General features: G+C 27.6%; 13 protein-coding genes. 4 read left to right on the top strand and 9 right to left on the bottom strand.

All coding sequences use genetic code 11. The annotated features are described in order from the left end of the window. Positions 1-147 precede the first annotated feature (147 nt). From ACULEV_RS00305 to ACULEV_RS00275, 7 genes are all read right to left on the bottom strand, one after another. Entirely contained in the window at positions 148-543 is a 396-nt protein-coding gene (locus ACULEV_RS00305; RefSeq protein WP_445456697.1) for a hypothetical protein, read from the bottom strand. 165 nt (positions 544-708) lie between these two features. Further along, positions 709-2,901 (bottom strand): TonB-dependent receptor, encoded by a 2,193-nt coding sequence (locus tag ACULEV_RS00300; protein WP_445456696.1) that lies wholly within the window; start codon positions 2,899-2,901, stop codon positions 709-711. Positions 2,902-3,147: 246 nt separating this feature from the next. Next, entirely contained in the window at positions 3,148-3,549 is a 402-nt protein-coding gene (gene arfB, locus ACULEV_RS00295; protein ID WP_445456695.1) for an alternative ribosome rescue aminoacyl-tRNA hydrolase ArfB, read from the bottom strand. Then, positions 3,542-5,080 carry a DUF4301 family protein gene (locus ACULEV_RS00290; protein WP_445456694.1) on the bottom strand — a complete coding sequence of 513 codons (1,539 nt, stop codon included), beginning with the start codon at positions 5,078-5,080 and terminating at the stop codon, positions 3,542-3,544. The genes arfB and ACULEV_RS00290 overlap by 8 nt, the downstream gene beginning before the upstream one ends. Then, on the bottom strand, positions 5,056-5,664 hold the full coding sequence (gene pnuC, locus ACULEV_RS00285) for a nicotinamide riboside transporter PnuC (RefSeq protein WP_445456693.1): 609 nt from the start codon (positions 5,662-5,664) through the stop codon (positions 5,056-5,058). The genes ACULEV_RS00290 and pnuC overlap by 25 nt, the downstream gene beginning before the upstream one ends. Further along, a complete protein-coding gene (locus ACULEV_RS00280) occupies positions 5,661-6,377 on the bottom strand; it encodes a geranylgeranylglyceryl/heptaprenylglyceryl phosphate synthase (protein WP_445456692.1) in 717 nt (238 codons plus the stop codon). Before ACULEV_RS00280 ends, pnuC begins: the two co-directional genes overlap by 4 nt. Further along, a complete protein-coding gene (locus tag ACULEV_RS00275; protein WP_445456691.1) occupies positions 6,377-7,006 on the bottom strand; it encodes a 4'-phosphopantetheinyl transferase family protein in 630 nt (209 codons plus the stop codon). The genes ACULEV_RS00280 and ACULEV_RS00275 overlap by 1 nt, the downstream gene beginning before the upstream one ends. A 194-nt stretch (positions 7,007-7,200) precedes the next feature. Between ACULEV_RS00275 and ahcY the strand changes: the two genes are divergently transcribed. The 4 genes from ahcY (at position 7,201) to ACULEV_RS00255 (ending at position 11,702) form a co-directional block, all read left to right on the top strand. After that, the gene (gene ahcY, locus ACULEV_RS00270; protein WP_445456690.1) at positions 7,201-8,517 is read left to right on the top strand and encodes an adenosylhomocysteinase; all 1,317 of its coding nucleotides are present in this window, start codon (positions 7,201-7,203) and stop codon (positions 8,515-8,517) included. 165 nt (positions 8,518-8,682) lie between these two features. Continuing rightward, on the top strand, positions 8,683-9,057 hold the full coding sequence (locus ACULEV_RS00265) for a BlaI/MecI/CopY family transcriptional regulator (protein WP_445456689.1): 375 nt from the start codon (positions 8,683-8,685) through the stop codon (positions 9,055-9,057). Continuing rightward, the gene (locus ACULEV_RS00260) at positions 9,054-10,454 is read left to right on the top strand and encodes a M56 family metallopeptidase (protein ID WP_445456688.1); all 1,401 of its coding nucleotides are present in this window, start codon (positions 9,054-9,056) and stop codon (positions 10,452-10,454) included. Before ACULEV_RS00265 ends, ACULEV_RS00260 begins: the two co-directional genes overlap by 4 nt. A gap of 147 nt (positions 10,455-10,601) precedes the next feature. Next, entirely contained in the window at positions 10,602-11,702 is a 1,101-nt protein-coding gene (locus tag ACULEV_RS00255; protein WP_445456687.1) for a DUF4407 domain-containing protein, read from the top strand. Positions 11,703-11,948: 246 nt separating this feature from the next. Here the strand turns inward: ACULEV_RS00255 and ACULEV_RS00250 are convergent, their stop codons facing one another. Then, the gene (locus tag ACULEV_RS00250) at positions 11,949-12,254 is read right to left on the bottom strand and encodes an STAS domain-containing protein (protein WP_445456686.1); all 306 of its coding nucleotides are present in this window, start codon (positions 12,252-12,254) and stop codon (positions 11,949-11,951) included. Positions 12,255-13,127: 873 nt separating this feature from the next. Then, entirely contained in the window at positions 13,128-13,829 is a 702-nt protein-coding gene (locus tag ACULEV_RS00245) for a LytR/AlgR family response regulator transcription factor (protein WP_445456685.1), read from the bottom strand. Positions 13,830-13,835: the final 6 nt, after the last annotated feature.

The raw sequence follows: 13,835 nt of genomic DNA, 5'->3' as shown, positions 1-13,835 counted from the left end.
TATCTTCAATACTAATATTGGTATATAACAATAGTTCCAGTTTTGAAAAACTGGAACTATCATTTGTACTTTTAGTAAAATTTACCATTTCTTTACACTATTCTAGTATTAAAAATATTGGTGAATTTTGTAGAAATGATAACTTCATTATAATTGTGGTTCAATAAAATCCACAATCATATTAGTCATGTGATTACTAAAAGTATCACCAAATAATCTTTCTGTAAGATATAAAGTGGCATCTTTTAATTCTATGTTAAATGCTTCTGGTTTGTCTGTATTAGTAATATGAATGGATGTTAACTTTTCTTTCAAAGCTTCTCTTCCCATATCATCCTGACAAATCTTTTTTATTGCATCTTTTACATCACTGAAAACATAATTTTCCAATCTGCTCAATGGATAAGAATCAAAAGCGGTGAAGGTATCCCAATTAATATCTACTTTTATTGGATATCCAGCTACTTCTTGAAGTTCTGATTCAAATTTTGGTAAAGAATCTGTTTTAATTCCTTCTGCTAAACGTTTTTCTGCTAATCCCATGTTTTATTCTATTTAAATTTATTTGGAACAAAACTAGTCTCAATTCTACAATCATAAATCATCATAAATAGTGATTTTGTGTTTTTAGCCGAAAACTTATAAAATAAAAAATGACTAATTACAAAAATAATTAGTCATTCCTATACTTGTATTTTACTATTTTACTTAGAATTTAACAGTCATACCTACTAAAAAATTAGTTCCTGCTTGTGGATAAAAACCAGCTCCTTCAACAGTTATTATTGCTGATGGGTTTGAAAAATCATCATCATAAGTATAAAAATAGCCATTAGATTCGTATTCCACATTAAAAATATTGTTTATTAATCCTGAAAATACAATGGCCTTTATTCCTTTATTAATTTTCCACTCATAATTTACATTTAAATCATTAATAAAATAAGCTTCTAAAACTGATTTTTCTGAATCGATATTTCCCATATATTGTTTTCCGACATATTTAGACAATAATGAAATTTGTAATCCTTTTAAAGGCAAGAAGGCAATATTACCTCCTGCAATTAGATTAGGAGAAAAAGCAATATTTGTATCTCCTAAATTTTGTAATTCTCCATCGCGTTGAAAATAAAAATCTTTGTTTTTATTTTGACTAACGGTTACATTGGGTTGAAAATATAATTTATCAATCACTTTAATTTGTGCATCAATTTCTATACCATAACGGAAACTTTTACCACTGTTTGTAAAGACTGGAGCACCAACATCATTTAAAGCTCCAGTTAAGACCAATTGATTTTTATAATCCATATAAAAAGCATTAGTATTGATTTTAATGTTTTTGGTATTGTATTTCCAACCTAGTTCAAAATCATTTAAACGCTCTGACTTTGGTTTCGAATTTTCATTTTCATAATCATCCCTTCTTGGTTCTTTATTTGCTATACCAAAATATCCGTAAAACATGTTTGTACTATTCAGTTGATAATTCAATCCAACTTTTGGGTTAAAAAAACGGAATGCATCATTTACATCATCAAATCGGAAACTATCAGCGTTATAAAAAACCATTCGATATTGTAAATCAGCAAAGACACTTAATTTATCAATAATTTCATGAGAAACTTTACTATAAACATTAACATCATCTTTGTTTCCAAAATTATCATAATAACGATTTGCATTAGGAATATAAAACTGCGTCTTAATTACTTCTCCGTAATGTTTTCCAAGGTATCTATTAGCTGCACCTCCTATTTGGAAATCTGTTTTTTGACTATCATAATTTAAAGTAAAAGTAGCTCCGAAAAAATCATTATCTAACCATCTTCTTCTCACTAAATCTGATACCGAATTCCCATTAAAATCTGGCAAATTATACTCTGCTAATGTTTCGTCTTCTTTGTATTGTTCGAAAAATCCTTTACCTAAAGTATAATGTAAGGAAACATTTGAATTCCATTTTGAATTCCATTTTTCAGACCAATGCAATTGAAAGTGATTTTGCCAATAATTGTCTGTTTCATTATCATAAAATTGTACATTTCCATTTTCGTCATAATAAATCCCTGCAATATTATAAGTTCTATCATTTTCTAACTTTTCTTCGTCCTCCAAACCATACCAAGATTGATAAGTTTTTTCTTTTCCACCAAAAGCAATAAACTTGATTAAGGTATTCTCTTTTACATAATTAGCATTTAAAAAATAACCAAACATATTCGTTGAAGCTCTATCAATATAACCGTCAGAAGCAATTTGAGATAATCTACCGTTTATTTCAAAATTATTGTGTAAACCTGTACCAAATGATAGCGTATGTTTTCTAGTGCCAAAACTTCCAACAGAATTAGCAATTTCAGCATGAGATTTTTCTTGATACGATTTTGTTTCCATATTTAAACTAGCACCAAAAGCTCCTGCTCCATTAGTAGAAGTACCAACACCTCTTTGTAGCTGAGCGCTTTCTATAGAAGAAGCAAAATCTGGAAGGTTTACAAAAAAAGTTCCATGACTTTCACTATCATTAAAAGGAACTCCGTTTAATGTTACATTAATACGAGAACCATCTGAACCTCTTACTCTCATGTAGGTGTATCCAATTCCATTTCCAGCATCGGTAGTTGTAACAACTGAAGGTTGATAATTTAATAATACTGGAATATCTTGTCCAAGATTTCTCTTTGCAATTTCTTCCTTAGAAATATTGGTAAAAGTAATTGGGTTTTTGTCTTTTGCTCTTACAGAGGAAAGCACAACTTCTTTTAATTTTGTAATTTTTGTGGAATCTTTTTCTATTTCTTGGGAAAAAGAGAATAGAGAATAAAGAAAAGAAAAGAAAAGAAAAGTCTTCGTACTTTGTACTTTGAACTTTGCGTTTTTTGTGAATAAAGTTTTCATTCGTAAAAATAAATACGAATAAAAGGGGTAATTATTCTTTGTTAAAAAATTAAAAATTGATAATCTAAAAATAAACTTTGATAAATTCTTTGCCAGAATAAATCTCATTTATTTTAAATTCCTAAACAGCATTACCTGTTCTAGGTTCTATGGGTATAATCTCAGCTCGTAATTTAGAGCACCCCTTTGAGACGGTGCAAAGGTAATACAAAGTTAGAAGTCAAAAGTCAGAAATCAGAAGTTTTTTTAAAGCTTTGGTTTTTTTCGATTTTGTTTTATTTGAGAAGTTGTTTTTTTAGTTAAAAGTCTCTTTTCTTTAACAGCTCTAGGGACTTTTGTTTCCTTTCTAGGTTTTGGAACTTTTAAACCCTCTATTATTATCTTAAAAAATCGCTTTGTAACAATTTCTTTGTTTTTTAATTGACTTCTATCTTCATCGCAAGTAAGAATTAGAATACCATCTTGTGTCAATTTTGTAGTCAATTTTTCTTTTAAACAAGTTTTTTCTTCTACATCTAGTCCTATAGAATTTTCTAAATCGAATGTTAAAACAACTTTTGAAGAAACTTTGTTTACATTTTGACCTCCTGCACCACTACTTCGAACAGCTTTAAATTTTAATTCAGTTATAATGATTTCCTTATTCATTTTCAGGTTGGTGAGCTGGCTTTAATAAATCATTAACTGTTTTAACAGGATTAAAAGTTGACAAAGGAACTTCTACGAAAATGGTATTCCAAAATGCCATAGCTCCATTCCAAAGCCCAGGTAATTCAAAAGATTTTATAGGATTCCCATTTTTAGTTTTCTCAACAATAAAACCCATATTTTCATCTACATAATCTAAAAGATTGAATTTTTCACCTTTATAGTTTTTAACACCACAAACCAAATCTACTGGATTAAAATGGGTTGATTTTCTAAATATATCAACCTGTTGATCATTGTTGAAATCAACTTGTGAACTTTCTACAATTTGTAAAGAAATAGTTCCGTTTTCATGTTTAATCCAAAACGGTCCTCCTCCTGGTTCTCCTTCATTTTTAACCATTCCACAAATTCGAATAGGTCTGTTTAATATTTTGAATAAAATTTCACTTTGATACGATTTTTTGTATTTATTAAAATCTGTCGGCAAATTAGCATTAAGTTTTTTATTAGCAAATAAACTAATTTCACTTAACTTCTGATCTGTCAAAGAGCCTTTTTCAATTAATTTTAAAAATTGAAAAACTTTTTCTTGAACAGAAATTAAAATGCCTCCCAATATCTTTTTGTAGTTAGTGATTTCAAAAACATGATTTTGAGATACATTATCAATATTTTTAATAAAAATAATATCCACATTTAATTGGTTCAAATTTTCTATCAAAGCACCATGTCCTCCTGGTCTAAAAAGTAAGGTGCCATCATCATTTCTAAAAGGAGTGTTGTCTTTATTAACCGCAAGAGTATCTGTATAACTTTGTTGATAGGAGAAACTAACTTCTACAGAATCTTCTTTATCCGTTATCTTTTTAAAATACTCTAAATGGTTTTCAGAAACAGTAAAATGAATTTTTGCTTTTTTATTATCCGTTTTATAAAAAATGGTTTCTTTTAGATGTTCTTCTACTGGTGTTGTAATTTTATTTTCTTTTCTATGAAAAGGCAAAATTCCTTTTGGTTTATTGGCAAAATCAAAATAATCTTTTGACAAAAGTGTTTTAATTAAAAAATAATCTTTCCTATCTCTATCATTACTATAATATACTTCTGAATATATAGATAGCGTTTTATTCTTTAAGTCTTGATAAAAAGGAAAATTTTTTAATCCAATTAAAAAAACCGATAATTCACTAGATTTTTTTCTATTGATATATGCATTTATGGTTTCATTCTCAAAATCATATTCGTTTAAAAACTCTGACAAAAATTGAAACATTCTGCTTGCTGCTCCAGAAGCTGGAACAAATTTTTGAATATCAAAAAGACTCACTTTACGATTAAAAGTTTGAATATACCTCTCTTTTTCTTCTCCACTTAAAACCCAAATCCCATCATTTTTAGTTGCTAATCTTAATAGATTGATTTTAGCAATTCCATTTTTAAAAAAATAAAGTTGCTTTTCTATTTTAGCAATTGGGATGCCTTTCTCTTCTATTTGTTTTAAATCTAATTTGCTAAATTTTTCTTCCATTCTCTATAAGCATAAATTGCAATAATTGTAAAAACAAAATATTGTAAACTTGTAAATGTGTATCCTTTATAAAAATATAAAGGGATTGAAATAATATCTCCAATAATCCACAATATCCAGTTTTCTATCTTTCGTTTTGCCATCAACCACATTCCAACAAAAAAAACACCTGTTGTAAATGTATCCACATAAGCTGTCCAACTTGTAAATTTATCAAAAAAATGATACACTAAGATAACGAATAAAACAGTTATTAAAAAAATAACAATTCCTAAACCTACTTCTTGTTTTTTCATTACTGAAATGGGATACTCTTCTTGATTATCTTTTTTCAACGTCCAAAGATACCATCCATAAACACTCATTGTTGTGTAATAACCATTAATAAGCATATCTCCTATTAATTCCCATTTATAAAGTAAATAAACAAAAATTACAGTACTAATTATGCCTGTTGGATAAACAAAAATATTATTATTCTTAGCTAATAATACACTTGCCAATCCAAAAATAATAGCGACAATTTCTAAAATAATATCTTGTGTAGGATAATCATTATATTGTGAAAACAAAAAATCTATCATAAATCAAAAAAGGAATTATTTGTCTCAAAAGCGGTTCCTATTACTATCATATCAGCACCCGCTTGAAAAGTTTTTTCAATAGCTTCTTTTGTGCGAATACCACCACCAACAATTAAAGGAACTTGAACTGCAGTAGAAACTACTTTAATCATTTCTAATGAAACTGCTATTTTAGCTCCACTTCCTGCTTCAAGATACACCAGTTTATTTCCCATAAACTCGCCTGCTTTTGCAGTTTGAGCCACATATTCATTATCGCTTCTATCCATTGGTTTAGTTAAACTAACTCTCTCAACAGCTGTTTGAGAACCACTTTCTATAAGCAAATAAGCTGTAGGTATAATTTCTAATTTCGTTTTTCTAAGTAAGGGAACAGCATTAATTTGATGTTCTATCAAATAATCCGGATTCCTTCCTGACAACAAACTTAATAGTAAAATGCCATCTGCTTCATCAGAAATTTGTTTATAATCTCCAGGAAAAAGCAGAATGGGTAACTTTGAATGTTTTTTAATTTCTATAAGTAACTCATCTAAATAATTTCCGTTAAAAGTACTTCCTCCAACAAGAATGTGAGTAGCTTTGGTTCTATTTATTTTCAAACACAAAGCCTGAATATCGGCTATCTTTAGCTTTTCAGGATCTAAAAGGATAGCTAATAATTTATTATTTTGTTTTTTAGCATCAACTATTTCTTGGTAGATTTGTGTCATTATTTGTTTTGAAAAGCACAAACTAAGGCATAATTTTCAACAAATTCAAACTGAAAACAATATTCTTCAATTATATTATTAAATCTTAATTGCGCAATACCTCGATTATCATCTAAATGAAATTCTTTCTCAAAAATATGTTGAGGAAAACTAATCCCTTTCTCATTTTTAATTTTAAAAATACTTTCCTTAACACCCCAAATAACCGTTGCCTTTTTAATTTTATCAACATTATTAAGTCCTTCCAAATGCCTCACGTCCATAAATCGTGGAGCAATAGTTACAATTTTTTCTTTTAAAACTTCGAGATCAATTCCTGTAATAGTACTACTTATTAAAATCGAAGAAAAATCACATGAATGACTTATTGAAATTTGCTTACCATCTTTTAAATGAGGTTTACCAAAATTATCATAATACAAATCAAAATCTGTATATCCAATATGTTGTAGCAACATTCGAACGGCAAGAAACCCATTTTGATGACTTTCCGATTTCATACTTTCTAACCTTGCCAAGGAAACATCTTTCAATTGAACCTGACGGAACAACGTGTTAAAATCCTCTTCAATTTTCCAAATAAAAATAGAAGTAGTTTTATTTATTACGATTTTTTTATAAAAAGGCATTGTTATAAATTGTTCTTTTTTAAGCAATTATTGAGTAAAAATCTAATATTTAAGACCAAATAAACAAATTAAAAAACTGAATTTCAAATTATTAGAATGTTAGACATTTCACAAAAAACCTAAAATGATTTAAAAAATAAAAAGGAATTATGTATCTTTGCACTCTCAAATTATAAACACAAATATACGAATAGATGAGTACAAAAACCATCCCTTACGTTCCTTATAAAGTAAAAGATATTGCTCTTGCAGAATGGGGAAGAAAAGAAATTGAATTAGCAGAAGCTGAAATGCCAGGTTTAATGGCTTTAAGAGCAGAATATGGAGCGAGCCAACCCCTAAAAGGAGCTCGTATTGCTGGATGTCTTCACATGACGATTCAAACTGCGGTTCTTATAGAAACTTTAGTTGCTCTTGGTGCTGATGTTACTTGGTCATCTTGTAATATATTCTCTACTCAAGATCATGCTGCTGCTGCAATTGCTGCTGCTGGCATTCCTGTTTACGCATGGAAAGGATTAAATGAAGTAGATTTTGACTGGTGTATCGAACAAACATTATTTTTTGGAGAAGATCGTCAACCATTAAACATGATTTTAGATGATGGTGGAGATTTAACAAATATGGTTTTTGATAAATATCCAGAATTAATTAAGGGAGTTAAAGGTTTATCAGAAGAAACTACAACAGGTGTTCACCGTTTATATGAAAGAATGCAAAACGGAACATTACATATTCCTGCAATTAATGTAAACGATTCTGTTACTAAATCTAAATTTGACAACAAATATGGTTGTAAAGAATCAGCTGTTGATGCTGTGAGAAGAGCTACAGATATCATGTTAGCAGGGAAAAGAGTTGTTGTTTGCGGTTATGGTGATGTAGGAAAAGGGACAGCAGCTTCATTTAGAGGCGCTGGCTCAATAGTAACCGTTACAGAGATTGATCCAATTTGTGCTCTACAAGCAGCAATGGACGGTTTTGAAGTTAAAAAACTAAACACTGTTGTTGCAAATGCTGATATCATTATTACAACAACTGGAAATAAAGATATTGTTTTAGGTTCACATTTTGAGCAAATGAAAGATAAAACTATCGTTTGTAACATTGGTCACTTCGATAACGAAATTGATATGGCTTGGTTAAACAAAAACCATGGTGCTTCTAAAATAGAAATCAAACCACAAGTTGATAAATACACTATTGCTGGAAAAGATATTATCATTTTAGCAGAAGGTCGTTTAGTAAACTTAGGTTGTGCTACTGGTCACCCAAGTTTTGTAATGAGTAATTCATTTACTAACCAAACGTTAGCTCAAATTGAATTATGGACAAATGCTTCAGCTTATAAAAATGAAGTATATATGTTACCAAAACATTTAGATGAAAAAGTAGCAGCTTTACACTTAGCAAAATTAGGAGTTGAATTAGAAACTTTACGCGAGGATCAAGCAAAATACATTGGTGTTTCAGTTGAAGGACCATACAAACCAGAATATTACAGATATTAATTTTAAGTAATTAGTTACTAGTGATTAGTAATTAGTTCGCAAAATAAATTTATTAAGACCCTCTCATTAATTTGTGAGGGTTTTTTGTTAAAAACAAACTCTACACTTGTAGAATTAAAATTTTACTCTATATTTGTAGAACAAATTCTAAAAACAAAGAGTAAAATGCAACAACTATCAAGCACCGAAGAACAATTAATGGAGCATCTTTGGAAATTAGAAAAGGCATTTATGAAAGATTTATTAAATGCTTATCCCAACCCGAAACCAGCTACTACAACTATAGCAACTTTACTTAAAAGAATGGCTGATAAAAATTTTGTAGCCTATACATTGTATGGAAATTCAAGAGAATATTATCCTTTAGTTAAAAAAACAGATTATTTTTCAAAACATGTTAATAGTATAATTAAGAATTTTTTCAATAACTCGGCTTCACAATTTGCTTCATTCTTTACAACTGCGACTAATTTATCTGAAAAAGAATTAGAAGATTTAAAAAAAATAATTGATGTAGAACTTCAAAAAAAGAAAAAATGATCAATTTCCTTATAGAATCAACAATTGGTTTAATTGTATTTTTACTTTTTTATCGTCTATTTTTAGAAACTGAAAAGACACATCAGTTTAATCGATTTTACTTATTAGGTTCAATTTTAATTTCATTCATAATTCCATTTATTTCTATCGAAATTACACAAGAAATTAAAGCTATTTCTTTACCTACAAACATTCCTATTATTGGTTATTCAAAAAATAAAATTCCTATCAAAGTGTCTATTGATTACACTCCTACAATAATATGGAGTTTTTACACAATCATTACTTTAGCTTCATTTTTTAAATTTTTTAAAAATTTATTTTATTTCAAAAAGGCTATACAATCTAATGAAAAAGTAAATTATAAAAGAGCCATATTAGTTTTGTTAGATCAAAAAACAGTTCCCCATACATTTCTAAACTATATTTTTTTAAACAAAGAATCCCATAATAATAAAACTATTGAAAATGAATTATATGAACATGAATTAACACATGTAAATGAAAAACACAGTTATGATATTTTATTTATCGAGATATTAAAAGCTATCTTCTGGTTTAATCCAATATTTTCTTTATACAAAAAATCAATACAGCTCAATCACGAATTTATTGCAGATAGAAATGTATTAAAAACGCATACCAATGTTTCGTCTTATCAATCTTTATTATTAGACACAAATGAAAACAAAACATATTACTTGGCCAGTAATTTGAATTATTTAATCACTAAAAAACGTCTTATTATGATGACAAAAACCACATCCAAAAGAAAATCTATTTTAAAAAAAATAGTAATTGCTCCAATCGTTTTATGCTTAGTATTCTTTTTATGTTTCAAAACTATTGCACAAACGAAGAATAAAATTCAAAAGAACAGTAAAACTAATGTAATCGAAAATGTAATTAATAACGAAAGTGCAAAAACTAGTTTTTCAGAAAAAACAGATATTGAAAAGTATTTTAAAAACACCATTTTTATAGTAAAAAATGAAGCAAAAAAAATACTAAAAGAATGCAACTTTTCTGAATTAACAGACAATGATAAAAAAACACTAGAAAGACATTATTTCTTAACAATTAAAAGACCTGCAAAAAAACTCATATCATTTGAAGAATTTGAAGCTTTCAAAAACTCTAGGAACTTTGCCGTTTGGATTAATGGAAAAAACATTTCTAACTCTGAATTGGATAAATATAATGAATCTGATTTTGTATATTTTACTAACAGTTTTGTATATAAAAATGCAAGAAGTGAAAAATTCCCTCAAGATCATCAAGTAAGTCTATATACTAAAGAAGGATTTCTGCAAGCATTTCCTAAAAAAGAAGAAATGGCCCAACCAACCATTACATTGGTAAAACAGGATGACAATATTATTGGTATTGTTTTATAAATATTTAAAATACCAAAACTAAATCCGTTTATCTAAGTAAACGGATTTAATTATTTAAATTAACTAATTATCAACATTTTAACAATAATATGAAACATTTGGTGTTATATTTGTATTAATCATCATCAATCAAAAAAATCAATCATCATGTTAAAAAACTTTTTTATCCTTTGCTCTGGAGCCGATAAAAACTTGGTCGAATCATGCTCTAATGGAGAACAAAACAAATATGCAGGAATAGGAGCTACTGTTTTTTTTACAGCTGTTATGGCTTTCATTGCTGGCTCCTATGCTTTATACACCGTTTTTGACAATGTTTTTACCGCTATAGGTTTTGGTTTAATTTGGGGCTTATTAATTTTTAATCTTGACCGTTTTATTGTTTCTACTATTAAAAAAAGAAATAGTTTTTTAGACGAACTAATCCAAGCAACTCCACGAATAATTTTAGCCATTATAATTGCAATTGTTATTTCAAAACCATTGGAAATCAAAATTTTTGAAAAAGAAATCAATACTGTTCTATTGAAAGAGAAAAATGCAATGGCTTTGAATAACAAAAAAGAAATCGGCACCTATTTTCAATCTGATTTAGATAGAAACAAATCTCAAATAGATAGTTTAAAAAGTGATATTATAAAAAAAGAAAAAGAAGTAAACAATTTATATGCAGTCTATATTACTGAAGCCGAAGGAACAGCTGGAACAAAAAAACTAGGAAAAGGACCCGTTTATAAAGAAAAAAGAGATAAACATGATGCTGCTTTACAAGAATTGGCTGAATTAAAAATCATAAATCAAGGAAAAATAACTGAACTTGAAACCAAAGCAAAAAAACTTCAATCCGATTTAAATAAAAAAATTACAGAAACCCAACCTATAATTGAAGGTTTTGATGGTTTAATGGCTCGTATAAATGCTTTAGATAAGTTACCATGGCTACCCTCTTTTTTTATTATGCTTTTATTTCTAGCAATTGAAACTTCTCCTATTATTGCCAAATTATTGTCTCCAAAAGGAGAATATGATTATAAACAAGAAGATAATGAGTTAGCTCTTCAAAGTGTTTTAGCACAAAATAAATACCAAAGTGAATTACATCGTAAAACGGATTCTGAAATATATGACAAAGTATATACAGATATTAAAGAAGACAACGAACTTTATAAATATAAAAAACAAAAAGCTACAGAATTATTAAAATTGCAAGCTGATGGTTTTGTAGAAAAACAGAAGAAATCATTATAAAAGAAATAATATATTCTTTTTGAACAAGATTTTTATAGTACAAATATGTGCGACCTAAAAGCCACAATACAAAACTACTTAAAATCAAAACTGCCCAAAAAAAAGTTAGGTGCTATTTTTGGGCAGTATTCCAAAATTACATTATTATAATTTGGATTAACACATAAGAACCTTTAGGGCAAAAGGGTTACGATTGGTTTTTATTCTAATTTTAGTATAGTCTAGGTATTATAAAAGTGAAACCAATTAAGCAACTTGACTATTTAATAAACTTGTTAATTTTTCTGAACGAAATAAAGCCACTATCTTTTTATTTTCATCACTAATGATGTAAACAAACTTGTTTTTAGACAATGCTTTTTTGTATAAATTAATAATAGTATCGAATCCCGATTTATCAATATCTACAACTTTATTTAATGAAATAGTAATACTAAAACTTGATTGATTAATTAATGCTTCTAAATAGTTTTTAATTGATTTAGTATTTTGAGCATTCAAACTTCCGTTAATTTCTAATATTCCTGCATTTTCGTTGATTATTAGTGACATGATTTCTAATTTTTAATTGTTCTTGGTTAGCTTCAATGAAATAAAAGTTAAACTATATTTTCTCAAGACAGAAACATTCTCTTCTTTAAATAAGCCTTTTACTTTTTGTATTTTCATTTTATGGAGCTATTCTAAACATTTAATAGCTCTTTATATCATTTCTTTTATTCAATGAAATAGTCATTTTATGTTTTCAATTGTTTTCATTGAACTTGTATTTTGAGTATTTAACAATCCTTTAATCTCAAAAAACGTTTAGTTATTGTTAATTTGATATATCATACTGTTTTACTTTAGAAGGTTAATACTAATACAAATATCGCTTCAAAAACAGAAGAAAAATGAGTCTTTTCGATGAATGACAAATTACTGTAGATGAATATTATAAGTTTATATTTAATCTGTAAATAGGATAAATTTTTCTTAGATGAATAAAAATCTTATTACAGAACAAAACAGGTAAAAAGTAACTTGATTTATATACTGAATTTGATTTCATACTAAAATGATTATTGTTTAATTAGCAATTTTTACAACTAAAAAAGCCGAAGAATAACTCCGGCTTTTTCTGGTTAATAACGTCATTCTCTCCTAGTCAATTATCATTTTCTTCATATATTTTTAAAGTTCACAGTTATTAAAAATATATAATATTCGTTTTTGAAGCATTTCGTTTTTGAAAGTAAAATGTCTTCAGTATTATTTTCTGAAGAAATATAGTAATAAATAGAATTAAAAAAAGTATCAATTGTTTCATAATTAAAACTATTAAATTATAAAACAAATGTAGTAGCTTTAAGAAAGCTAAAGGATTAAAAAAGACAGCATAAACATTGCTATAGATGAAAGGTAGTTTTTTGTAGACAAGAAAAATTATAATAAGTTTAATCTCTTCATCAATTCTGGTCTATTTGATCTGCTTACTGGTATTACATCTTTCCCAATCAGAACACTATTATCTTCAATATCAATTATTTTTTTTGTATTAATAATAAATGATCGGTGTACTTTTAAAAATAAATCTTGTGGTAATTTATCTTCAATTTTCTTTAAAGTAGAATGAACGGTGTAGTTCTTTGAATCAGTTTTAATTAAAATATAATCCCCTTTAGCTTCAATGATGGTAACACTTGGAATATCAATTTTAATTAGTCTTCTATCTATGTTCACATAAAATTCTTTAGAATTATCTTCAGGTTGTGATGTAGTAAGGATTGTTGATTTTTTAAAAGAAGTAGTTTTTTGAATCGCTTTTTGAAAACGTTCCTCTGTAATAGGCTTGACAAGATAATCTACTATACAATCATATTCAAAAGCTTCAATTGCAAAATTTTTATCTGAAGTAACTAAGATAATTTTAGGTGGATTTTTTATGGTTTGGATAAAATCAAACCCTGTAAAATCTGGCATATGAATATCTAAAAAAATTAAATCAACTTCATTCTGATTCAGAAATTTTATGGCTTGCATTGCATTTGAAAAATCAGCTAAAATCTTTATGTTAGATTCTTTTGAAATCATTTGAACAAGAATAGCTCTTGCCATTTCTTCATCATCAATTATAATACAATTCATTTGCTT

The sequence above is a fragment of the Flavobacterium sp. HNIBRBA15423 genome, assembly GCF_052655965.1.
Note: the sequence above shows the minus strand (reverse complement) of the source record. Positions and strands in the feature narration are given on the sequence as shown.